Source organism: Nonomuraea sp. NPDC049684, assembly GCF_044465345.1.
In the GTDB taxonomy this organism is placed as follows: Bacteria; Actinomycetota; Actinomycetes; order Streptosporangiales; family Streptosporangiaceae; genus Nonomuraea.
The window spans coordinates 54,087-76,237 of record NZ_JBITLO010000025.1 but is presented as its reverse complement, the minus strand read 5'-3'; the positions used below and the strand labels follow the sequence as shown (position 1 = coordinate 76,237).

Annotated in this window: 20 protein-coding genes; 11 read left to right on the top strand and 9 right to left on the bottom strand. The window is 70.7% G+C overall.

Annotated elements, in window-relative coordinates; genetic code table 11:
• Nucleotides 1-74 precede the first annotated feature (74 nt).
• A complete protein-coding gene (locus ACIBST_RS46720) occupies nt 75-407 on the bottom strand; it encodes a LuxR C-terminal-related transcriptional regulator (RefSeq protein ID WP_397179907.1) in 333 nt (110 codons plus the stop codon).
• A 364-nt stretch (nt 408-771) separates the two neighbouring features.
• Between ACIBST_RS46720 and ACIBST_RS46715 the strand changes: the two genes are divergently transcribed.
• The 3 genes from ACIBST_RS46715 to ACIBST_RS46705 all read left to right on the top strand — a co-directional run bounded on the left by ACIBST_RS46715 (nt 772) and on the right by ACIBST_RS46705 (nt 1,969).
• Nucleotides 772-1,200 (top strand): hypothetical protein, encoded by a 429-nt coding sequence (locus tag ACIBST_RS46715; RefSeq protein ID WP_397179906.1) that lies wholly within the window; start codon nt 772-774, stop codon nt 1,198-1,200.
• 40 nt (nt 1,201-1,240) lie between these two features.
• Nucleotides 1,241-1,519, top strand: a complete 279-nt coding sequence (locus tag ACIBST_RS46710) for a hypothetical protein (RefSeq protein ID WP_397179905.1) — start codon at nt 1,241-1,243, stop codon at nt 1,517-1,519.
• A 198-nt stretch (nt 1,520-1,717) separates the two neighbouring features.
• Nucleotides 1,718-1,969 carry a hypothetical protein gene (locus tag ACIBST_RS46705; RefSeq protein ID WP_397179904.1) on the top strand — a complete coding sequence of 84 codons (252 nt, stop codon included), beginning with the start codon at nt 1,718-1,720 and terminating at the stop codon, nt 1,967-1,969.
• Here ACIBST_RS46705 and ACIBST_RS46700 read toward each other — a convergent pair.
• Together ACIBST_RS46700 and ACIBST_RS46695 are read right to left on the bottom strand one after the other, a co-directional pair.
• Nucleotides 1,966-2,505 (bottom strand): hypothetical protein, encoded by a 540-nt coding sequence (locus ACIBST_RS46700; RefSeq protein ID WP_397179903.1) that lies wholly within the window; start codon nt 2,503-2,505, stop codon nt 1,966-1,968. The two genes, ACIBST_RS46705 and ACIBST_RS46700, sit on opposite strands and share 4 nt — an antisense overlap.
• Before the next feature lie 36 nt (nt 2,506-2,541).
• Complete coding sequence (locus ACIBST_RS46695; protein ID WP_397179902.1) at nt 2,542-2,814, bottom strand: hypothetical protein; 273 nt, start codon at nt 2,812-2,814, stop codon at nt 2,542-2,544.
• 15 nt (nt 2,815-2,829) lie between these two features.
• On the opposite strand from ACIBST_RS46695, the gene ACIBST_RS46690 reads away from it, so the two are divergent.
• Nucleotides 2,830-2,976 (top strand): hypothetical protein, encoded by a 147-nt coding sequence (locus tag ACIBST_RS46690; RefSeq protein WP_397179901.1) that lies wholly within the window; start codon nt 2,830-2,832, stop codon nt 2,974-2,976.
• Nucleotides 2,977-3,945: 969 nt separating this feature from the next.
• The gene (locus tag ACIBST_RS46685) at nt 3,946-4,260 is read left to right on the top strand and encodes a DUF6355 family natural product biosynthesis protein (RefSeq protein WP_397179900.1); all 315 of its coding nucleotides are present in this window, start codon (nt 3,946-3,948) and stop codon (nt 4,258-4,260) included.
• 2,005 nt (nt 4,261-6,265) lie between these two features.
• Here the strand turns inward: ACIBST_RS46685 and ACIBST_RS46680 are convergent.
• On the bottom strand, nt 6,266-6,568 hold the full coding sequence (locus ACIBST_RS46680) for a hypothetical protein (protein ID WP_397179899.1): 303 nt from the start codon (nt 6,566-6,568) through the stop codon (nt 6,266-6,268).
• A gap of 175 nt (nt 6,569-6,743) precedes the next feature.
• On the opposite strand from ACIBST_RS46680, the gene ACIBST_RS46675 reads away from it, so the two are divergent.
• Both ACIBST_RS46675 and ACIBST_RS46670 read left to right on the top strand, forming a co-directional pair.
• Entirely contained in the window at nt 6,744-7,109 is a 366-nt protein-coding gene (locus tag ACIBST_RS46675; protein ID WP_397179898.1) for a hypothetical protein, read from the top strand.
• 62 nt (nt 7,110-7,171) lie between these two features.
• Nucleotides 7,172-7,486 (top strand): hypothetical protein, encoded by a 315-nt coding sequence (locus ACIBST_RS46670; protein ID WP_397179897.1) that lies wholly within the window; start codon nt 7,172-7,174, stop codon nt 7,484-7,486.
• A 308-nt stretch (nt 7,487-7,794) separates the two neighbouring features.
• On the opposite strand, the gene ACIBST_RS46665 is transcribed toward ACIBST_RS46670, so the two are convergent.
• From ACIBST_RS46665 to lanL, 3 genes are all read right to left on the bottom strand, one after another.
• Nucleotides 7,795-8,118 (bottom strand): hypothetical protein, encoded by a 324-nt coding sequence (locus ACIBST_RS46665; RefSeq protein WP_397179896.1) that lies wholly within the window; start codon nt 8,116-8,118, stop codon nt 7,795-7,797.
• Between the two features lie 615 nt (nt 8,119-8,733).
• On the bottom strand, nt 8,734-10,515 hold the full coding sequence (locus tag ACIBST_RS46660; protein ID WP_397179895.1) for an ABC transporter ATP-binding protein: 1,782 nt from the start codon (nt 10,513-10,515) through the stop codon (nt 8,734-8,736).
• A gap of 249 nt (nt 10,516-10,764) precedes the next feature.
• Nucleotides 10,765-13,389: a class IV lanthionine synthetase LanL gene (gene lanL / locus ACIBST_RS46655; protein ID WP_397179894.1), complete on the bottom strand. Its 2,625-nt coding sequence runs from the start codon at nt 13,387-13,389 to the stop codon at nt 10,765-10,767.
• A gap of 410 nt (nt 13,390-13,799) precedes the next feature.
• Here lanL and ACIBST_RS46650 point away from each other — a divergent pair, with 410 nt between their 5' ends.
• The 3 genes from ACIBST_RS46650 (at nt 13,800) to ACIBST_RS46640 (ending at nt 16,949) form a co-directional block, all read left to right on the top strand.
• Nucleotides 13,800-14,279, top strand: a complete 480-nt coding sequence (locus ACIBST_RS46650; protein ID WP_397179893.1) for a hypothetical protein — start codon at nt 13,800-13,802, stop codon at nt 14,277-14,279.
• A 902-nt stretch (nt 14,280-15,181) separates the two neighbouring features.
• On the top strand, nt 15,182-15,835 hold the full coding sequence (locus tag ACIBST_RS46645; RefSeq protein WP_397179892.1) for a hypothetical protein: 654 nt from the start codon (nt 15,182-15,184) through the stop codon (nt 15,833-15,835).
• A gap of 589 nt (nt 15,836-16,424) precedes the next feature.
• Entirely contained in the window at nt 16,425-16,949 is a 525-nt protein-coding gene (locus ACIBST_RS46640; protein WP_397179891.1) for a hypothetical protein, read from the top strand.
• A gap of 54 nt (nt 16,950-17,003) precedes the next feature.
• On the opposite strand, the gene ACIBST_RS46635 is transcribed toward ACIBST_RS46640, so the two are convergent.
• A complete protein-coding gene (locus tag ACIBST_RS46635; protein ID WP_397179890.1) occupies nt 17,004-20,924 on the bottom strand; it encodes a helix-turn-helix domain-containing protein in 3,921 nt (1,306 codons plus the stop codon).
• A gap of 153 nt (nt 20,925-21,077) precedes the next feature.
• Nucleotides 21,078-21,554, bottom strand: a complete 477-nt coding sequence (locus ACIBST_RS46630) for a hypothetical protein (protein ID WP_397179889.1) — start codon at nt 21,552-21,554, stop codon at nt 21,078-21,080.
• Nucleotides 21,555-21,694: 140 nt separating this feature from the next.
• On the opposite strand from ACIBST_RS46630, the gene ACIBST_RS46625 reads away from it, so the two are divergent.
• Entirely contained in the window at nt 21,695-22,129 is a 435-nt protein-coding gene (locus tag ACIBST_RS46625; protein ID WP_397179888.1) for a VOC family protein, read from the top strand.
• The last annotated feature ends 22 nt before the right edge of the window (nt 22,130-22,151 follow it).

Here is a 22,151-nt window from a genome sequence, read left to right as displayed (position 1 = left end):
CATGGCCGCAACGCTAGGAGGCGGCCCCACCGGCCCGAATCCGTGGCGCCACGGTAGTCACCACCGGGGTCGGTTCACACCAGGCCCGCCAGCTCCTGCCGGGAGCCGATGCCGAGCTTGGGATAGGCCTTGTAGAGGTGGTACTCGACGGTCCGGTGGCTGAGGAACAGCTGCGCGGCGATGTCGCGGTTGCTCACCCCCGCCGCGGCCAGCCGTACGACCTGGAGCTCTTGAGGGGTGAGCGCCGCGAGCGCGTCGGCGGGACGGGCGGCCGGCGCGCTGTCCCCGGTGGCGCGCAGCTCGGCACGGGCACGCTCGGCCCACGGCGCGGCGCCGAGCCGGTCGAAGATCTCCAGCGCCGACCGCAGCGGCGGACGCGCCTCGGCCCTGCGCCGCGCGCGGCGCAACCACGCGCCGTACAGCAGCTCCGTGCGGGCGCGTTCGAACGGCCGGCCGCCCTGCCGGTGCAGGTCGACGGCGTGCGCGTAGTGCTCGCCCGCCTCCTGGGCCGGGCTCAGCAGGCCACGGCAGCGCAGCGCGACCGCGCGGGCCCATGGCCGGTCGGCCGCCCGGGCCCAGGCCGCGAACCGGGCGTAGGCGTCCGCCGCGCGGTCGGGCGCCTCGGCGCGGACGGCCGCCTCGATCAGGTCGGGGGCGGCGAAGACGACGGTGACCGCGGCGAGATCGCGCAGCGCCTGCTCGTAGTGGCCCAGGGTGAGGTGGAGCAGGCCCGTGTGCGCGCGGTCGCGGCAGCGTTCGGCGTCGCCCTCGATGGCCGCGATCCTCGCGGTGATCGTGCAGCTGCGCGATCCGGTGGCTCTGGCCGGTGTCCCTGGCCAGGTCGAGCGCCTCGGCCACGGTGGCCTTGGCGTCGTGGTGCCGTCCCGCCATCAGGTGGGCGTGCGCGAGCGCGTGCAGGGTGACCGGGAGCGCCCCGGCCAGGCCCTGGTCTCTGCAGCGGACCACGTCGGCGGCGGCCAGCTCGCCCACGGTCCCGTCGTCGCCAAGGTGGAGCGCGGCAGTGGTGACGAAGATGCGGGTGAGGGCGTTGTCCGGCGGTTCGGCGCGGGCCTCCTCCACCAGGGCCGCCAGGGCGGGCAGCGCGGCGGCGTAGTCCTCCTCGAGCAACCGTGCCAGGGCGCCCATGGCCTTGGCCGTACGGCCGGGGAAGGAGCCCGCGAGCCGGGCGACGCGCCGTAGGGCATCGGCCTCGCCCAGCGTCCAGGCATTGGTCGCGGCCATGGTCAGCATGTCGAAGGCCAGGCCGGGGTCGTCGCGCAGGATGCGTTCGGCGCTGTCGGCGAGCAGGTGCGCGGCGCCGTGCGGCCTGCCGCGCTCGAAGGCGACGCTCGCGCGGACCATCGCCAGGCCCGCGCTGTCGCTCCCGAGGTCGGCGGCGCGTTCCGCCAGCGCCGCGGCCTGCTCGGTGCGTCCGCTGGCGATCGCGGCCCTGGCGGCCAGGGTCGTCCGCCGCGCCCGCTCGGCCCGGTCCGGACTGAGCAGCGCGGCCTGCTCGTAGATCGACGCGGACGTGGCCATGCCGCCCCGGCCGCGCGCCGCCCCGGCCGCTTCCTCCAGCCGGGCGGCGATGGGTGCGGTGGCGGCCTCGGCCTGGTGCCAGACCCGCCGCTCGGCGTCCACGACCCCGGCCAGCGCCTCGTGCACGGCCACGCGCAGGCTCAGCGGGGCGCTGGTAGGCGGCCGACCGGATCAGCGGGTGGCGGAACCCGACCTGGACGCTCGTGATCCGCAGCAGCCCCGCCTTCTCGGCGACGTCCAGGTCCGCGATGTCGGCGCCGAGGGCCCGCGCCGCCCGCAGGACGGTCCCGAGGTCACCGCTCCCCTCGGCGGCGGTGACCAGCACGGCCAGCCGGGCCTGGTCCGGCAGGGCGTCGATCCGGGTGCCGAAACCGGCGACGACGCGGCCGGTGACGGCCATAGCGCAGGCGAAACTCCGTACAGGCCTTAGCAGGCGTCGACCCACTTGTGCGAGGCGACGTTGTCGTTGAGGGACTGCCCGTAACCGGACAGGCCGGCGCCGCCGTTGAAGGTCTCGCGTCCCAGCGAGAGGTTGTCCCAGTGGTTGCCGGGCGCCAGGCAGCGCCAGGCGCCGGTGTAGCTGCGGCCCCAGAAGAGCTTGACGACGTCGTAGTTGCCCGGGAACCCGTTGTTGAACATCTGGGACGCCTGGTTCTCCATGCTGATGGTCTGGTTCTCGCCGTTCAGGCAGTCGGCCCAGGAGGCGTCGTAGATGAGCCACCTGCAGTACTTGCCCTGCCCGTACGGGTGCTCGGCCGCGTAGAAGAACCCGTCGGCGATCATGAGATTCTCGGGCGTGACCGCCTTCTCCGCCGTTCCGTCGGCGGGAGCGGCGGACGAGGTGGACGAGGTGGACGCGGTGGGAGCGGCGGGAGCGGTGTCGTCGGCCATGGCCTGGCCGACCGGCAGGACGGCGGCCAGGCCGGCGATGGCCAGTGCCACGGCCACGGAGGTGATGGTGCGCATGGTGATCCTTTCTCGGGTTTGACAGAAGACGGGCAGTCAGGGGGACACGGTGGCGGTTCGGGCTCGCGGAAGCGCGGAGAGCGCCAGGCGGCGCCAGGTCGCCAGCTCCTGGCGGTATCGGGCGCGGATGCGCTGCTCGTAGTGTCGGTCCAGGCGGTGCGCCGTGGCGGCGAAGCCCGTCCGCAGGGCGCAGGTGGCCTCGGCGACGGCGGTCCGGCGCCACCGGGCCTCCGTCCCGTTCTGGCGGCTGTTGTCGAGGGCGACCCGGATCTCCCCAGGTGATCCGAACGCCTGCCCCTGCCCGCGCATGCAACCCGCCCGGCCATGGCCGTGGCGAAGGCCGGATCGCCGCTGACGGCCTCGTACCGGACCGCCCGCAGGCTCGTCCTGATCTCCTTGACGCGGAACCACGTCCGGGCGTCGCCGTACAGCTGCTGCTGGGCCTGGGACGTGCAGCCCCGCGAGCTGTGACGCACGCGTCCGCCCGACGGCAGACTCGCCTCGAACTGCTCGTCCGTCAGGCTGCCGTGGATGGCGAGGAGCCAGGCGTGCCGCCGCTCCGGCGGGAGGCTCATCCCGTGGACCTGGTTGGGATGGGGTGAGCGGCCGCGCGCTCCGCCGGTGTCGTAGCCGTGGGCGCCGGCCGCGTTCACGTCCTCCAGGACGTAGGGGAACGCGGGGGGCGGCGCGTACTCGACGACCCAGTAGGCGAAACCGCCTTGCCGCATGCATCGCTGGATGAGGAGCTCTTCCGCGTCGTGCAACAGCGCTTCTTCCCGCGGGGTGGGATCGCGAGGAGCGGTGAGGGCCGGCGTCGGGACGGCGGCCCCCGAGCAGACGGCGACCGTGGCCAGCACCCCCGCTGAGGCCAGCCACCGCCGCCATCGCGACGACGGACTCATCGGCCCGGCCGCGGCGCGGAGCGCGGGGGTCTTGGAGGCATGGCGGCGGCCTTTCTGGAGGAAGGGGATGCGCGAGAAGCCGCCCGGACGCGGGCCGCGCAGCGAGCGCCGCGCCACGGGCCGGCGCTCTCACGACCCCCAGTCTCGGCCGCCGAAGAATTGTCCGGCACCCCCATCCGCCACCCGGACAAACCTGCTCGCCCTCCCCCGCTGCCCTCCTGCCGATCCGCCCCGCACGCCTGACGAAGAACACCCCCGAACGGCCGACGAAGAACAGCCCGCGGGCCCCTCGTCCGCGGGCAGGCCGCGTCATCGGCCTCGCCCCGCAGGCCACTGCAAGCCATGCACGAAGTCGTCAAGCCTTCGCCAGCAGCTCTCAGGTGCCACCCATGCCCGGCGATCTTCGCTGATTCGCATTTGGCTGCGAATCGAGCAAACATGGCAGAATATCTCCTTTTCTGTATCCATCCGGCATGTGACAGTTGTTAAAACACCAAATCAAGCGTTAGGGGATCCAGTGCGCGTAATAATGCGTGCCTTGGGCACGCTGGCTCTTGCAGGCGGAATGCTTGCCGGAACGCTCGCTCCCGCCGTAGCCGAATCAGCCGCCGCGCCATCCGGCGATGTCGGCACTCTCTCGGCTCCTGTAGGTAAGCAGTGTGGCGCATATCTGACCGGCACCCAGTGGGGATCGCAGCTGCGTTACTATCACTGCGGGAACAGCGTGATCGAGGTAGAAATCGATATGCGCGGACAGCCTAACCGGCTCGCGTGCGTCGGTCCGTGGCAGGACGTCTACCTCGACAACTGGGAGTACGCGGACAATGCCTGGTATGACGGCAATACGTGCTAGTAAGGCCTAGCAATAAGTAACGGGCGCCCGGCGATGCGGGGGCGCCCGTTACTTATGTTAAGCGGTACTGACTCAGCACTGGGCACTTCATCGCGATCTCATCGTTGACCGGTACAGGATGCCCATTTTCACCTCGTAGGCTGCCGGGACCGGCCGGATAACCGCATGCCCGGCCGATCGATCCGCCAGACAAGAACGCCCGACGCGGATCGCGTCGGGCGCTCTTGAAGCCTCGGATGAGCGATTCGGCAACTCGTGGTTTGTTGAGGCGCGTCTGGACCGCCCTCGCGGCGTCCACGTCGCAGGAGAAGGTCGAAAGGGCGCTCGACGCTCTGGCCGCGCCGGCTGACGATCTCGGCGAGAAGGAGCAACCAGAAGATTCCGATCACGGCTTGATCGTCGCCGGGTCGGGGAGGCCAACGGCTACGCACAAGGGACAGCTGGTCTCCCCGGCTCGAACGACACAGACTTGAACTCGGTCACTCTGAGGAGGGTGGCCTTGAGCGTTCGGCGGTGGTTGAACACCGCCCCACGACGGTCACCGTCTCACCCCCTGACCGTCGAGCACCACCGCGAACCGCTCAGCATCGGCGAGCCCGCCCGCGGATTTCCTGGAAGGGATGACTAGGGCCCCACCCACAGTTCCCAGTGGGACGTACCGGGCGGCATGTGCCACGTTTCGGGGTACCACTTGCATTCGTAGCCGGTGGAGCCGTCTGCGTAGTATTGGCCCTCCGTGTGGCATGCGATTTCGTTCGCCGCGTCGCCAGGAATATAGGATCGAACCCATTCCCAGCCCTGCTCCTTGACGGACGCAGATGCTGCAGAAGGAATCGCCGTCCCGGCCATCAATCCCGCAAGGGCGGCAAGTAGAACAAGGCTGTTTTTCGCCGTGGTCACAGAGAGTCGCCTTTCGTTGGCTTGATCTATCTACGAGTCTATTTGGACAACGCGCTGCGGAAAGCGGTATAGGTGCCACTTTTCGGTGAGATACTGCCAAAGGCGATCCCCGCAATGCCTTCGTCCTTGGCCATGTTCCTTCTGGCCTGCCCGTCCCGCACCGGCGTCGTCCATCAGCCGCCTCATCCTCGACACTCGCGGCATTCGTCCGCACCGTAACCACCAATCGCCGCCCACCGGCAGCCAAACCCCCATCTAGGGCCTGAGATCATCAGAGGGATCGTCTGCGGTATGGCCGGTGCCCCAAGTAGGCCATCGAACATGGCACGTGGAGACCTCACCGACGAAGAATGGTCCTTGATCGAGCCCCATTACCGCTGGGCGCGAGCGGGGTCCGATACCGGATCTGCGGCGGCTGTTCAACGCAGTGATGTGGCGGTTTCGTACCGGCAGCCCGTGCCGTGACCTGCCGCTCGAGCACGGGCCCATGGTCCACCGCCTATGACCGGTTCCGCACCTGGGCGCGAGACGGCGTGTTCGAGCAACCGCTACAGGCCATGATCACTGAGGCCGTAGCCCGGGAACAGGCCGACCTGGGCCTGGTCGGCGTCGTCTCCACCGCTGTCTGCGCCCACCATCATGCTGCAGGGATGGCGTTGGACGGCGAGCTGAGCGCAGCACTGGAAGAAGCCGCCCGGCAGGAAAGGGGGCTATGCCAGAGGGGCAAACGCCCCCGACGACGATCCCGGCTACCCCGTTGACCAGCAAGGTGCATCTGGCTGCTGATGGCCGATGCCGTCCGTTGTCTTTCGTCATGACTGCCGGCCAGGCCGGGGACAGCCCTCAGTTCCGCCCGGGTCATCGCCGGGCACGGTGATCGACCAGCGGCTCTACCCCTTCCAGCACACGCCCCACGACGGCCCTCACAGCACGGCTTCCCGGCCATGAGCTCCCAAGGCAGAGCGTTGCCGTAGGCCAGAGCGGAGGACGGCTGCGGGCGGTCGCGGAAGTAGCGCTGTACACGTAACGGTCCGAGCGAGATCGCGTGGCGCTCGCTCGGACCGTCCGTCATGCCTTCGGACACCTTCTCGGGGTCCGGTCCTCCCTAGACCGTCGCGGCGATCCAGCCGACGGTCTCGGTGCTGTGGTAGCCGTCGCTCTTGACGGTGCTGCTCACGAGGACCTCGTTGAAACGGATCTTGAAGCCCTGGGGATTGACCTCCGCGATCCTGATGCCGGGGGTGTAGGGGCCGTTGAAGGTCTGCACGAACGGAATGACGACGACCTGCGCGCCTGACGGAAAGGGGGTGGGAAAGGTGACCTGGGTGAAGGTAGTGGTGTTGCCGCCGTTCTCCTCGACGGGATGCTTGGAGTCGAGCTGCAAGCTACCGGTCTGGATCATGCTCATGAGAGATCTCCCTCACCGTGCGGGACTGACTGTCACATAAAGTATTTGCGTAACTACAGTCCGCGCTATCGGTGAATGTGTGTCCTCACCTGTCACAGAAGCTCACCCTGGTGACGCTGGACAACATCTGCGCATCAGCACTCAAGTTCTTGATCCAGGGAAGGCGGTCCTCCCCGTGGCGCTCGTCGGCCCGGTCCGGGCCAGCACCGACAAGCAGGAGAAACAACGCCAGCGCGACGCCCTCGACCCGATCTGCCTGAAGGTCTCAAGGAGAAGATCGGCGGCAAGCTCGCCACCGACGACCGGCCCGCACTGCGACGTCGTCCGCAAGACCAAGAACGGCCTGGAAGTGGCCCGCCGCCAAGGCCGGGTCGGCGGTCGCCGGGCCGCGGGCGACGACGACAAGCGCGCCGCCACCCTCCCCCGCCGGGAGCGCGGGGAATCCATCCGCACCATCGGCGTCGGCGTCTCGGTCGGTGTCGTCCACAAAACCCTCGCAGCCGCTGAGGGGACCCCCACTGACCAGTTCCCGGCTCCCTGAGCAGGCTGTGACCCTACTGAAGAGTAGGATGCTCGGGTCATCCTGCAGAGCTGTATTCGTCCATGAGCCGGAGGAAGATCATCGACGCGGCAGGCAGCTCCGGGTCCGCGCAGTGGTGGGAGAAGGTCGAACGGGAACGTGCAGATGCTCTGGCCGCTCTGGAGCAGGTACGCGCCGAGTCCGCTCAGCGGCTGAATGCCGCCCGCGCTGATGCTGAGCGCCGCATCGCCGCCGCCGAACAGGAGATGGCCGACGCGATCGCCGAGGTGGAGCGGATCCGCCATGAAGTGGCCGCACTGCTGGCCCAAGCCCACCGTCAGGCCGCCGAACGCCTCAATGCCGTGCAGGCGCGGTTGCACGATTTTCCTGATCCCTAGGACTGCCATCGCGGGTCTTAAGGCGTCCGGGACGGCGCCCTTCTCTCGAAGCTGTCCTCAGCAGCCAGGTAGCGGTGATCGGGGCAGGACAGCGGTTCTGTCCGCCCCATGGAGCTGCATAATCGCAGGTCAGCGTATCAACCTTGTTTCTGCACCGATTGTGGTCGCATGCTTGCTCAGCACCTGAGACCGCGGCGTAGCCGGGTGACGCTGTACCGGACGTTGGAGGGTGATGACCTGAGCAGCCCCAGAATTGATCTTGCATGGCTGAACCCCCCGGACCGTCCGGGGAGTTCCACCGGGTGTGGTCAGCAGGTGAAGGTGATCGGGTTGGCCTGGAAGCCGGAGTTGACGTAGTAGGTCTTTCCGGGCTGAGGGGTGTCATTGATCCACAGGACCAGGCGGTGGGTTCCAGCGGCCAGGCCCGGGAGGGTGAGGGCGGCGGTGCCACTGCCGTTGGCGTCCGTGGTCAGGTTCACGCCGGTCCAGACGAAGTCCGAGCCGTCCAGCCTGTAGACCAGGTGGAAGGTCTTGCCGGGCTGGCTGGTCTGGCGGAGGACGACCTGGAGGGTGAGGGTGCCGCCGACGCAGGCCGCGGTGGCGTAGCTGTTCTGGCCGAACCCGTTCTCCATGGGGGTGATCTGCTGGCCGGTGTAGGAGGGAGCACCGTCAGCACGACGCAGCCGGGCTGGCCGGATGTGCTGGCCACGACTGCGCCGGCGCCTTGGACGGGCCCGCCGCCGGAGCCGCCGGAGCCACCGGCGCCGTGGGTGCCCGACGGTGAGCCGACGCCTCCGCCGCGGGCGGCCACCACGATCACTCCGCCGGTGCTGACGGTGCTGTCCCCGCCGTTGGCACCCGGTTGCCCGGCCTGACCGGGGGTGTTGTTCGCGAAGTTGGGCGGAGCTGGGGCACCACCTGCGCCGGCTGAGATGTTCGCGCCCATGGCCCGCTCCGATCAGCGGGTCAAAGGGCGCGACGAACCTGCGTGGATCACCAGGCATGGTTGCAGCAGTTCGTGCCCACGTCATGGGATGACCATGCCTGTGATGCCGCCACCGGTCCGCAGGTGGCCGCGCGACGGGACCGCTGCGGGATCCCCGGACAGAAGCGGCATCGTCCGAAGTGGACGACCGCGGTGGAGAGGCTCGATGCGCCGATCGAGCAAGCCGCGTGGCCGCTTCGGAGAACATGCAGCTCAAGCCCTGTGTGAGGGGTTGGACGCGGCACAGGGCGAACGGCGGGGTCTACGCGACGCCGGTCTGAGCGCGGACCATCCGCGCGTACCACCCGTACCGGTCGCCGAGCAGGTCGAGGCGGTCTCCGTGTTCCGCCACCCGGCCCTCGTCCAGGGCCACGACGGTGTCGAAGGAGTCGAGGACGCCGAACCTGTGGGTGATCATCACCGTCGTCCGTCCCGCCCGCTCGGCCAGGATCGCCTCGACGACCTCCAGCTCGGTCATCGGGTCGAGCGCGGAGGTGGCCTCGTCGAGTACCAGCACTGACGCGCCGGCCAGAAGCGCGCGGGCCAGGGCGACGCGCTGTCGTTCGCCGCCGGACAGCAGCGCCCCCCGTTCTCCCACCAGCGAGTCGTAACCGTCCGGGAGTGCCATGATCCGCTCGTGGACGCGGGTGAGCCGGCAGGCGCGCATGAGATCGTCCGCGGTGGCGTCGGGGGCGGCGTACCGGAGGTTGTCGGCGATCGACCCCTGGAAGAGGAAGGGCTCCTGCGTGGCGATGCAGACCCGTCCGGGCGACGGACGGGTGATCTTCGCCCCGTCGATTCGGACCGACCCCTCGGCGGGCGTGTGCAGGCCGGCCAGCAGGTGGCCGAGTGTCGTCTTGCCCGAGCCGCTCGGGCCGACGACCAGCGTGGTGGATCCGGCCGGGAGGGTGAGACTCACGCCGTCCAGCGCCGGACGGCCCCCCTCCCCTGCGGCGTACCGGAACGTGGCCTCATGGACGGCGAGCGCGCCGGGCCCGGGAGCGGGGTCCGGCCGTTGATCAGGCCCGGGCTCCAGCTCGGGCTCGGGCTCCATGTCGAGGTAGTCGAAGACCCGCTCGAAGGCTCCCTGGGCGGAGCGGAACTCGGTGGAGATGTGCAGGAGTTGCCAAAGGGGCTGGTAGAGCCTGGCCTGCAGCACGGTGAAGGCGACCAGTGTGCCTGCGGTGATCCCGTCGGACAGGCCCGCCGCCACGAACACCAGATAGGGAGTCAGCACGAAGAAGACGTGTCCCGCGCTCAGCACCCCCTGGGCCACCAGTCCGGAGCGCACCCCGAGCCGGATCAGCCGCCGGCTCTCCGCGGCGAATCCGCCGGCCTCGTCCGCGCTTCTGCCGTGGACCCTGGCCAGGGTGACGGCGCCAAGGCTCAGCCGCTCCGCCACGATGGCCGACAGTTGCGCGCGAGTGTGCTGGCTGACCTCCGACAGGTTCTTGAGCGCTCGCCCGGAGCGGGAGGCCACCCAGACGACGATGGGCGCGAGAATCAGAGCGGCGCCGGCGAGCCGGGGTGAGAGTGCCACCATCGCGCCGGCGGCGGCCACGAATCCGACGACGCCGGACAGCGTGCTGGGCAGGGTGTCCTTGACGGCGTTCTCGATCTGCACGGTGTCGTTGGCCAGCCGCGACTGGATCTCGCCGCCTGGTGTCGCGGCGAAGAAGGCCAGCGGCATGCGCTGGAGACGGCCGAACAGCTCCACGCGCAGCGCATGCACCACTTGCTGCGCGACGCGGGCCGACACCCACGACTGGCCGAGGTCCACCACACCCACAGCGCAGGCGGTGGCCGCCGCCAGGCCGGCGATCAGCGCGAGCAGCGGCAGGTCGGGACCGCCCGCGCCGAACAGCGCCCGGTCGAAGACCAGCTGGGTCAGCAACGGGACGGCGGCGTTCAGTGCGGAGTAGGCCACGACGAGCAGGACGACGAAGCAGATGGCGAGCCGGTACGGCATGAACAGCCGCACGACCCTGCGCCAGGTCCCGGGGGCGGGAGGCCGCTCCGGAGCGAGGAGGGGACGATCGTGCACGGACCGGGCCTGTCCTTGTCTGGTGATCGAACGTCTACTGATCGAACAGGGCCCCGCCCGCCCGTGTCCGGACGGGCGGGTTCGGCTGTCAGTTGTCGGTGCAGCCGAAGTGCTTGATGCAGTTGGTCAGCCGGAGCGCCTCGTTGGCGCCGGGCTCTAGCTCCTGGAGCGCCTGCAGGTCCTCGACGTCGAAGGACATGGTCGTCACCTCCTTGTGAATGCCGGGGCCGCCTGTGGTGCGGCCGTCTGTCATCGCCGTCCCGCTGCGGGAGCGGCGAGTCTGGGGGCCTCTTGCGGCATCCACAACCGGGCGGACCGGTCGCGCAGTCGCAGGAGGAAGGCGACGATCCCCGCCGTACCGGCGAGAAAGGTCGGCGGGAAGTCTCCCTGGGGTCCGGGGACGAGCAGGCGGCCGCGATGGTCGGCCGCGCGGAGCTCCAGGCAGCCGGCCAGATCTCGCGCCCACTGCCGGTAGTGGTCGTCACCGGTGAAAGCGGCCATGTCGAGCAGGAATTCGCCGTCGCCGGGCAGTCCGTGGCACGGCACCGGCCCTGACTGCCATCGAGTACGGTGCACGGCCGCTGCGGCCTTGCGCGCCAGGTCCAACGCGGGCGGGTCGCCGGTGGCACGCCAATGCCTCACGAGGAAGGAGCCGATCCCGGAGGAGCCGCTGCACCAGTACGGCCGGCGCGGGCGCACCGTGGACAGGTCGCCGCGCTGCGTCGGCCACCAGGCGGTGTCGCCGTCCACCTCGGCGTGTTCGTAGAGGGCGCGGGCGATCTCGTGGACGGTCGCCGTCCAGTCCGGCCGGTGGAGAGCCTGGCCCGCGTGGAGCAGCGCGGTCCCGATGCCGGCGATGCCGTGCGCGAAACCGAAGTGGTTGGCCCCGGCCAGGCCCGAGTCGAACGTCTGCGGCGTCGGCCACTGCGGGTGGCCGTTGCCGTACGACCGCGCCTGATGCAGGTTCTGGAAGACCTCGGCGGCCCGGTCCCGGAGCGCGAGATCTCCCGAGGCCAGGGCGATGTGCAGGAGCGCCATGCCGCATCCGGCCAGTCCGTGCGTCACGTCGGAGCTGGGGTGGTCGGTCGGCAGTCGCCGCGCTGTCCGTACCGCGAACCGTGCCAGCTCGGCGTCGCCCATGGCCGTCGCCGCGTCGTACAGCGCCCACACGGCGCCGGAGCGCCCGAAGTGCAGGCCGGGCGGCCAGACGTCCTCGGCCGCCAGCCGCCGCCTCAGCCAGCGGGCGAGTTCGGCAGCCGCCCTCGCGTGCGGTTCGGCCCGCGTCAGGACGCCGAGGATTCCCGCCGCGCCGCCGTTGATCGAACAGGGATCGGCTTCGAGGCCGTCGGCGGCGTCGGGCCACGGCGAGGAGGCGTCCTCGCTCGTGTCCGTCGTCTCCACCAGGTGCGCGATGCCGTCGTCGATCAGGCGGCCGATCCGCTGCGGCGGCCGGGACCGGTGGTTGGGGGCGGCCCGCTCCGGGGCGAGCGCGGTGAGGAAGCGGAGGCAGCTGTCCAGCGACCAGCGCCGCTCCGGTTCTGTCGCCAGCAGGCTCTCCACAAGCGGTCGCAGCAGGGCGAGCGTGGGGTTTGTCGCGGCAACCGCTGCCACCCTGGCCGCCTGGCCGGGGCCCGGCGGGTCCAGGTGGGCGCCGACCGCCAGGAAGTACGCCATCGCGCCGAGACTGTAGAGGTCGGCGCCTGCGTGCGGGGCGGCCCGGAACTCCCCCGCGTGGCCCGCCAGCTCCGGGGCGAGGTAGCCCGGAGTCCCGCCCACCATGACGGTGGTGCCCGGCACGGCCGCGTGTTCCAGGTCGATGAGCCGTAGTTCACCGACGGGCGAGAGCATCACGTTGTTCGGCGACAGGTCGCCGAACACGTAGCCTCGGCCGTGCAGAACCTTCAGCGACGCGATCAGGCGGCTGATGATGGGCAGGACCTGCGCCGGGGCGCTGCCGAAGCCGTCCTCGCCCAGTGGCCCGGCATTCTCGTCCGACCAGCGCTGCAGCGTGATCCCCGGCACGAACTCCTCGACGAGGAAGGTGTGGCCGCCCTGCTCGAAGAAGTCCACCACGGCCGGTGTGACCCCGGTCGTGGCGAGGGCTACCAGGCAGGCACGTTCGGCCGCGACCCGATCCCGCGCGTCGCGGCCGCTCAGATCGGCGCACGCGTGCGGACGCCCCTCCTTGACGACGACGTCGTGGCCGGTGGTGGTGTCCTCGGCGAGGTAGACGCCGCCGCGGTTGGCATGCCGTACGGCTTTGCGGACGATGAACCGGTCATTGAGCATCACCGCGGCGGCCCGCGGGCGCCGGCTCGCCTCTGGAACCTCGAACGGGCAGGTCGCGAACGGTGGCGGGGAGAAGCTCGGCCGCCGTTCGTCGGGAACGAGCCGGCCCTGCGGTGAACGCAGCCGAATCTCGTAGAACCCGTCGTTGCCGAGCACACGGTGCCCGCTGAAGGCGCCGTAGCGGTAGTGGACGATCCCGCCTGCCCGGTACGGACGATCGGAAAGGATCACCGGGCCGGGAAGTCCCCGGGTGGCGTCATCGAGCAGGGCGGCCAGGCGTACCGACTCTGCGTCGTCGAGGGGATAGACGGTGATGAACTTCCCGGCCTGCGCCCGGCTGCAGTGCGGTTCAAGGAGTTTCCAGTAGTCGCTCAGCCGGGCGGGGAACTTGAAGGCGCAACGGGCCTCGGTGAGTACTCGCGAGGCGCGGGCGAGCGCCAGCGGGGCGGAGAGCATCGTCGCGGAGACGTGCAGCTTCCATCCCTGGTCGGGCATCGGGTAGGCGTCGGGGGTGACCTTGCACCAGAGGTTGTCCTCGAAGATCGACCAGTCCTGTGCGCCCGCGCGCCCGAGTTCGGCGGTCACGATGTCGCGCAGAATGGCCGGGTCTTCTGAATGGATGCCCACGTGACCCGCTTCCACTGTCGCCGCTTCCTGCGGAACCGAGAGTCGCGAAGTGCTCTTGCAGATGAATGGGAAATGAATTGAATGCGAGGTGAGAGCATTCGGGTGAGATGCAGGAGGTGAGGCACAGCGCGAAGCAGCCCGGACCCTTTCCGGGCGAAGTTCGACGGCTGGGTTGCGCCTTCGCGTTCGACCCCTATCCCGTTTTTCCGAATTTGCGGTTTCGGGGCGTCCGATTTAAACGCTCAAACCTTTTCCCGTGGGTTCTCGGGCAGTTCTTCTGGAGCTCGATATTTCATCATGTCATGTGTGACATGCTACTGATCGCGTGTGGCGCGAGGCCGCATGCCCGATCATCAAAGGGGAAACCGTTGAAGCAGATCGTCAAGCGTGGAGCCGCAGTACTCGCCGCAGGGGCGGCGGCCGCGGGGGCGCTCGCGTCGAGCAGCCCGGCATCCGCCGCCACGACTACGACCACCTGCAGTGACAGCGTCCTGATCTCGGGTCTCTCCACCAAGGCTTGCGTGGATCTCACCGGCACTCAGGCGCGGTTCTACGGCACCGTCGGCGCGCCCGGCATCGCGGAGCCTGGCCCCGGCGGAGTCATCACCCCACAGCGCGCCGAGGTGGAGGTGTCCGGACAAGTCGTCGGTGGCCTGTTCCTCGGCTTCCGGCGGCAGTCGGTGAGCATCTGGAACAACACCGTGACCGTTGAGGGCGCCACCGCGACCGCCCCTTGCGGATCGACGATCCGCGCCGAGGTCAAGCTTTCCCAGGGGCCCGTGGGTCCCGGCGGGTCCAGCTTCTACGGCCCTGCCTCCGTCACGGTGGATGCGCCGGTCGGCTGCTGAGACAGATGGATCGACGGTGGGCGCGGAACAGCCGTTCCGCGCCCACCTGCGCATGCCCGCGGCTCGCGCCGCATCAGAGCGATGAGGGATGCGCCGCGGTGCCTTGAGGATCAGAGTTCGGCGTGTAGGGTTTCGCGTCCCGTCCACGATGTACAGGCGAGACGCGAAACCTTACACGCCCGCGCCGGATCACCCGTTGCCGCGCCGCGCGTCCGACAGTTCATCGGAGGCCCAGGTGCCCTTCCAGCCGTCTTGCCTGGTCCCGGCCGTCGTCATCCTCCTCACTCTGGCGGCCTGCTCCTCGCCGGAGAACGCCCCTGTGACACCCGACGAGATATCCGCTTCCGCCGCGGGTACCCCTGGATCGGCGGGGACGCCGAGCGGCGCGACCCCGGGCTCGCGGCCCTCTCGCACCTCCAGTCCCTAGGGAAACCAGATCAGCTGGGTCCCTTTCGGCCCCGCCGATCCCGACAGCCCGCTGCGACGCTTCGGGGACGCCGGCATGAGCTGCCGCGTCGGTTGCGTGCCCCCGGGAAGGGCCCCTCCCTCCGGTCAGGGCCGTTCTTGAAACGGCTGGACTGAGGTTGACGGGATCCCGTCCGATCATCTGAATCGGACGGGATTTCGTGTTTTCCTGTCCCGTCGCAGCGAAGGCTGAGCATTGTCAGCGAAGGTTGATGACGACTACGGTGTCTCACCCAAGGTTGAGCGACTGCTGGGGCTTGATGTCCGTTGCACCTCACCGACGGCGCGTTCGAGGTCTGGTCTGTCGTCGCCGCAGAGGGCCGCGCATTGTGCGGTATCCCGTTAGGTGAGGCGGGTTGCCGGGCGCAGATCGGATTCACAGGTTGGCGGGAGGCCGTCCTTACGTGGAGCAGTGCTCACCAACCGGGTCTGGAGGCGTGATCGAGAAGCGATCGTATGCGTTGACCGCGACCATGGTGGCGAGCTGGCTCGTGGTGGTGACTGGACGGTATCTGCTGTGGCTGGAGTACTACGATCGGATCATCGAGCAGTCGATCCTCGGGATCGTGTTCGTCGTGGCCGTGCTTTCCACGTCGTGGTGGGCGCAGAGACTCGTACGCCGACATGGTGACATCCGCGGTTACGTCGCGGCCGGTGCGGCGGTCGTCCTGTGTGCCGCCGTTGTGCTGCTGCCCTGGAACGGGATCTTCGGGCGTACGTGGTTCGCGGTCCATCACGGCAAGTTCACCGCGCTGGCCCAGTTGGCCAAGGACAGGGAGCTGTCGGCAGACACGCCTTCGGGTGGCTGGGTGCATCTGCCTGACGAGTTCGATGTCCTGCATTTCGATCATCCCAATACGCAGGATGTGCCGATCGAGCTTTACCCCGGACGTGTTCTCATGATGGGCCTGTCGAACGAGGAAGTGTCGGAGAACATGTTCCTCTACATGTATGACCGGCCTGACGCCGCGCGGATAAGTCCCTGTGATCTCACCAAGACCACATTCGACGATTACTACAGGTGCAGCCGGCTGAGTGACGGCTGGTGGTGGCTGGCGCGCAAGTCACACTATCCGGACGTGGACGAATAGGCGCGCGAGGCTGAGCGGGACCGGCGCCCCGGAGCCGTGATGCCTCCGTGTCGTGGTCAGCGGAGACTCCTTCTCACCGGCAGGAAGACCTGAACGACTGCGTCAGGAACCTTCCGGGCCAAGGTGACGTGCCGCAAGCCAGTGCGCGTCCCTCCCGCCAACTTCCCTGGGAAGGGACACCACCACCCGAAACCGGGAGAGCGTCCGCGGTGTCGGCCGCGGCTGCTCCGCTGCCCGCTGTAGCGGTTGCCTGTGGTGGAGCTCCGGGATCGACCAGCTTCTGACCGGTGACGCCCTCGACGAAGCGGTGAGCCCGCCCTCAGCACCAACCGCGCCAGGCCGTCGACGAGCGGTTCACCCCATTGAGCGAGGTTTGCGGCGGTTTCCTTCTTATACAGACGGCGGCCCGAACCCTCGGCGCGGGGAGGGACGCGCCTGCGAGCGCGGCCCGGCCGACCCGGCGCCTGTACGGGCTTGTACGGATGATTCGGCCAGGGCTTCACCGGCCGGCGTGTTCTCGTCAGCGTGGTTCCGGCAACCACCCGTCGCGGAGCGCATGTGGCTTCGCGTGAGCAGAGAGGGGATCCCGTTGTCCAGACTCGTCAAGGTCGCGTCCGCCGCGGCGGCGCTGTCCGGAGTTCTCGCGCTGACGGTCACGGCGGCCCAGGCCGTGGCCAGCTCCCAGACAGGCACGCAGACCAGCGTGCAGTACTTCACCGGCGAGAGCGCCCCCTGGACCGCCCAGACCATCGGCGCCTGGGGGAACATCCCGACGGCCGCCGTCAACATCACCGTGCCCACGGGGACGACACGGTTCCTCGACGCCCGCTTCACCGCCGAGTCCGTCTGCGCCGGCACCGCCGGCGCATGGTGCTCCGCGCGCATCGTCGCGGTCAACTCCGCCGGGACGACCATCGAGCTGCAGCCGGTCGTGAGCACCGACTTCAAGTTCGACAGCCCCGACGGCGCCGAGGAGGCGCACGCCTTCGAGCGGTTCTCCCCCTCCCTGGGCCCCGGCACCTACACGGTCCGGGTGCAGGCCCTGCGCATGTCCGGCATCAGCCAGTTCACCCTGGACGACTACGCGTTCACGGTCGGTCTCGTCGAGCCCTGAGTCTGCCCTGCGTCGGGCCGCGAAGCTGCCGGGACATGACCCCGCCCGTCCCGGTCACGGGCAGGGGGGACGATAGGCCAGGCCCGGCATGCGGCGGGCCCATTCCGCCGGGCTGATCACCGGGTAGGCGAGCGCGCAGGCCAGCAGGGCGGCGCGGCCGGTGTCGGTCTCCCAGAGCCGGACGGTCGCGTCGACGCCGCCGGTGACCAGCGTGCGGCCGTCCGGGCTGAATGCGGCGGCGTACACCCGGTCGGTGTGGCCGTTCAGCGTGACCGTGGCGTCCGGCCGGCCGGCGCGCGTGAGGTCCCACAGGTGGACGGTGCCGTCGAAGCCGGCGGAGGCCAGCAGCCGGCCCCCCGGCTGGAAGGTCACGGCGGCGACCGCGCTGGTGTGGCCGGTCAACGGCACGGGCGGCCGCCGGTCGGGCCGGGCGGCGACGTCGTGGAGCAGGACCACGCCGTCGGCGCCCGCCGAGGCCAGGCGGCGGCCGTCCGGGCTGAACGCCACGTCGTTGACGGCGTTGCGGTGGCCGGTCAGGGTGGCGGTGACGGCCGGGTGCCGGGTGTCGGTGACGTCCCACAGTCGTACGGTGCGGTCGGCGGCGCCGGTGGCCAGAGTGCGGCCGTCGGGCGAGAAGGCCACCGACAGGACCGTGTCGCCGTGCCCGGTGACCGTCGCCAGCGGCCGAGGGTGGCGTGGATCGGCCACGTCCCACATGCGCACGGTACGGTCGGCGCCCACGGTGGCCAGGGTCCGCCCGGACGGATCGAAGGCGGCCGAGTACACGTTGTCGGTGTGGGCCCTGATGGTGGCGAGCGGGCCGGCGCGCCCGTCGTCGCCGGCCTGCCAGAGCCGGACGGTGAAGTCGAGGCCGGCGGTGGCGAGCACCTTGCCGTCCGGCCGCCACACCGCCCGGACGATGCCGTCGGTGTGGCCGGTCAGGACGGCCCTCGGCATGGGCGGGCGTCCGGGGGACAGACTCCACAGTCGCGCTGTCCGGTCGGCCCCCGTGACCAGGGTGCGGCCGTCGGGGCTGACGGCGACCGTGTAGACGGTGCCGTCCTGCCCGCCGATCAGCGGCGCCCGCAGGTCCCAGAGCCGGATGCTTCCGTCTCTGGAGGTGGTGGCGAGCGTTTCACCGCCGGGCTGGAACTCCGCGGCGAGGACCGTGTCGGCGTGCCCGGTCAGGGCCAGGGGGATGCTCGCGGGCCGCTGGAGGTCCCACAGCCGTACGGTCATGTCGTAGCCGCCGCTGGCGAGCCGCCGGCCGTCCGGGCTGAACGCCAGCGCCGCGACGCCGTTGGTGTGCCCGGTGAGGGTGCCGATCGGCTTCGGCTTCCGCGGGCGGGCGACGTCCCACAGCCGTACCGTCCTGTCGAAGCCGGCGGTGGCGAGCGTGCGGCCGTCCGGGCTGAACCGCGCGGCCAGGATCGCGGCGGTGTGGCCTTCGAGGTCGGCCAGGCGCCGGGGTCGGCGCGGGTCGGCGACGTCCCACAGCCGCGCGGTGCCGCCGGGCCCGGCGGTGACCAGGACGTCACCGGCGGGGGCGAAGACCGCCATGGTCATCGTGCCGGGCTCGACGGGCAGTGCGGCGGCCAGCTGCGGACGTGCGGGGGCGGACACGTCCCACAACCTCGGGACGCCGTCATAGCCCGCCGTCGCCAGGGTGCGGCCGCTCGGGCTGAACGACACGTGCCGGATGCCCTGGGTGTGGCCGGTCAGCACGGCCAGCGGGCGCGGTGCGTGCGGGTCTGACACGTCCCACAGCCGCGCCGTGCGATCGTCACCGGCGGTGGCCAGGACGCCGCCGCCCGGCGCGAACGCCACCGCCGCCACCGCCCCGAGGTGGCCGCGGAGGACCGCCAGAGCCTGCGGACGGCGTGGACGGCGCACGTCCCACAGTCGCGTGGTCCGGTCGGTGCTCGCCGTGGCCAGCAGGCTCCCGCCGGGCTGGAAGGCGGCTCCGTAGACGGCGTTCTCGTGGCCGGTCAGCAGGGTGGCCGGCATTCCGGCCACCGCGCTGAGCAGGGCGCCCCTGGCTTCGGCGGTGGGCGACAGCCGGTAGGCGGCCAGGGCGAGCTGCGCGGCCAGGCCCGGGTCGGTGACGCGCAACGCGCCGGTGTCCGTCGCCGTCTTCCGCGAGAGCGCCTGGTCGCGCTGGTACGTGGCGGTGCGCTCGGCGTCGGCGGCGGCCCGCTGGGCGCGTACCGCCATGCCGGACGCGACCAGGGCCAGCACCAGAAGGGCCGCGAGCGTGGCGACGGCCTGGTGCAACCGGCGGGTCCGCCGCCGGGACTGGCGAACGCTCGCCTCCAGGAACTCCCGCGCGTCGGCCGGGAGCCGCCCGTCATAGCCGGCGGCCCACTCCTGCGCCGCGACCAGGCCTGCGCCGCGATACAGCGCGTCGGGGTCGCGGTGGAGGCGTACCCAGGCCGCGGCGTCGGCGGTGAGCCGGCGCGCGACGACCAGCCCGGCACGGTCGGCGTCCACCCAGGACCGCAGCAGCGGCCAGGCGCGCAGCAGGGCCTCGTGGCTGATCTCGACGGTGTCCGCGCCCGCGGTGATGAGCCGGCGCGCGACGAACCGGTCGAGGACCTCCTCCATCTCGGCCGCCTCCTCGCCGTCGCAGCCGTCGAGCAGCTCGGCCATGGTCGCCCTGCGCCGGGTGTCGGCGGCGTCGGGCGCGACGTGCACCAGGTGAAGGAAGAGACGGCGGGCCAGTTCGCGGCGGCGGCCGGTGAGCCCGTCGTGGACGGCGTCCGCGCTGGCCGCCACCGCGCCCTCGATGCCGCCCACCGCGTGGTAGGCGGCCACGGTCAGGCTCCTGCCCTGCCCCTGGCGCCAGGTGGTGTACAGGGCGTGCGACAGCAGCGGGAGCACACCGGCCTCGTGCGCCCCGCCGTCCGCGGCGACGCCCCCGGACGGGGCGACCTGCCGCAGCAGCAGCTCCACCAGGCCGTCCTCGATCTCGACGCCGGCGCGCCTGGCCGGCTCCACGATGGCCTCGCGCAGTTCGGCCTCCTCCATCGGGCCGACGGCGAGCTGGCCGTCCTGCGCGAGCGCGACCAGCTCCGGATGCCGCAACGCCGCCGCGTAGAAGTCGGCACGCAGCCCCAGCAGCACGAGCGCGCCGCCGGGCGGCGCGGCCGCGGCACGCACGGCGGCGATGAAGTCGCGCCGCTCCGCCTCGTCCCCGCACTCGGTGAACACTTCCTCGAACTGGTCCACCACCAGCACCAGCGGCCGGTCGCCTGCCCGGCCGACGTACCTGGCGGCGGCCCCGGGGTCCTCGCGGACGTCCGCGCCGATCTCGCGCGCCGGCACGTGGGCCAGTGCCGCCAGCCGGGCGGCCAGCTCGGCCACCGGCCGCGCACCGGGGACCGTCACGACCACCAGCCAGTGCGCGGAGCCGGGCAGGGCGCCGTCGCGGAGGGCCGCGACCACGCCGGCCCGCAGCAGGGAGGACTTGCCCGACCCGGAGGGTCCCACCACCAGCCGTACGCCCCCGCCCGCTGCCCTCATCCCGGCCACCTGCTCAAGCAGCCGGGCGGTCAGCGCGCGCCGCCCGAAGAACCAGCCCGCGTCCTCCGGCTGGAAGGGGGCCAGTCCCCGGTACGGCTCGGGACCGGCGACGCGGCGGCCGGGAGCCCGCCGTACCCGCCGCCAGGCGTCCAGCCACGCGCCGGCCTGCGCCGGATCGGCCACGCCGCACACTTCCAGCACCCGTTCCAGCAGGTCACGCGAGGACGGGGACGGCAGCCCGCGGCCGGCGAACCAGTCGCCGAGGGTGCTGTGCGCGCCGTACGCGCCGGCCTTGGCCGCCACCTGCCGTACGGTCAGACCGGCCCGCTCGCGTAGCGCCGAGAGCTCGCGCGCGAACTCCTGCCGGGTGGCGATCCCACCCGGATCGGGACGGTCCGGATCGGGACGGTCCGGCTCGGGACGGTCCGGATCGGCGTCGGCGGACTCGGACACACGGCCTCCTCGGCAGTCGTGCGGCTACGCGCCCTCGACCGGCGCCACCTGTATGTCGCTGGCCGATCACAACTGGTTACAGCCGTCCCGTACGGTTTGTACGGAAGATTCGGTCTCCTCGCGCATCTCCCGTACCAGTGACTCGTACCTCCATCACCCGCGTGCGCGTAGCGAGCGCAGGTGGCGGTGGCCTGGCATGGGCAGCCAGGTGCGGGTCGGTCGTCGGCCGGCTCCGCGGGATGGGCGCGATCCCGACTGTTCGGGACGGGCAGGCCCGCCGGTCGGCAGGCCTGCCGTTGTCGTCTGCTCCTCCTGGTGCAGCTCCAGCCATTGGTCGGCGAGGGCGTCGGGGTGGCCGAGCCGGGCGTTCATGGTTCGGACGGCCTCGATCTCGCCGGGGTGCAGTTCGCCGTCGGCGGCGCAGGCACGCAGCGCGTCGTAGGTCAGGGAGCGAGTGGAGGCCCCGATGGCCGAGCTGGCACCGACGAGCTCGGCGAGGTCCTGGTCGATCGGGTCCCCGTCCGGCTGCGCTTCCCCGAACAGGACGCCGACGCCAAGGCGCACGCCGCCGCCACCGTGCCGGCCGGACTCTGGCAGACCGACGAGGCCGACCGCCGGCGCCTGCGCCACGCCCTGCTTCCGCCTCTGACCGCTCACTTCGCGACGGCGCCGACCACCTCAGCTCTCGGAGACCTGTTCGGAGGTCCGCTCGGTGCCCCGGGCGACTGGTGGGGCACAGCGTGTAGCGCGACCTATGGGATGATTGCCCCATGGTGTCGGTTAAAAAGGTTCAAGTCGCTTTTGATTGTGCGGAGCCTGAGCGCGTCGCGCGGTTCTGGTGCGAGGTGTTGGGATATGTCGCACCGTCCCCGCCGGAGGGGTTCGCCAGTTGGGACGACTACAACCGCTCGTTGCCGCCCGAGCAGCGCAACTCGTGGTTCGCATGCAGCGACCCCTCGGGTGCGGGTCCCCGGCTCTACTTCCAGCGAGTTCCCGAAGGCAAGGTCGTCAAGAATCGAGTGCACCTTGACGTGCGGGTCGCTACCGGGCTCGTGGGCGCCGAGCGCCTGGCCACACTCGAGGCCGAATGCGCCCGGCTGATCGCGCTCGGCGCGGTACGCGAGCGGCTACTGCCTGCCGACGAAGAGAACGAGTCGGTCATCGTGATGCAGGACATCGAGGGCAACGAATTCTGCCTCAGTTGAGATCCTTTCTCCGGTCAGGCCT

Coding starts and splice junctions, on each gene's coding strand:
- ACIBST_RS46715 (WP_397179906.1), top strand. CDS start 772: ATGGCCGCGATCCTCGCGGTGATCGTGCAGCTGCGCGATCCGGTGGCT.
- ACIBST_RS46700 (WP_397179903.1), bottom strand. CDS start 2,505: ATGCGCACCATCACCTCCGTGGCCGTGGCACTGGCCATCGCCGGCCTG.
- ACIBST_RS46665 (WP_397179896.1), bottom strand. CDS start 8,118: ATGGAGAACGGGTTCGGCCAGAACAGCTACGCCACCGCGGCCTGCGTC.
- ACIBST_RS46710 (WP_397179905.1), top strand. CDS start 1,241: ATGGTCAGCATGTCGAAGGCCAGGCCGGGGTCGTCGCGCAGGATGCGT.
- ACIBST_RS46625 (WP_397179888.1), top strand. CDS start 21,695: ATGGTGTCGGTTAAAAAGGTTCAAGTCGCTTTTGATTGTGCGGAGCCT.
- ACIBST_RS46670 (WP_397179897.1), top strand. CDS start 7,172: ATGAGCCGGAGGAAGATCATCGACGCGGCAGGCAGCTCCGGGTCCGCG.
- ACIBST_RS46680 (WP_397179899.1), bottom strand. CDS start 6,568: ATGAGCATGATCCAGACCGGTAGCTTGCAGCTCGACTCCAAGCATCCC.
- ACIBST_RS46695 (WP_397179902.1), bottom strand. CDS start 2,814: ATGCGCGGGCAGGGGCAGGCGTTCGGATCACCTGGGGAGATCCGGGTC.
- ACIBST_RS46690 (WP_397179901.1), top strand. CDS start 2,830: ATGGCCGTGGCGAAGGCCGGATCGCCGCTGACGGCCTCGTACCGGACC.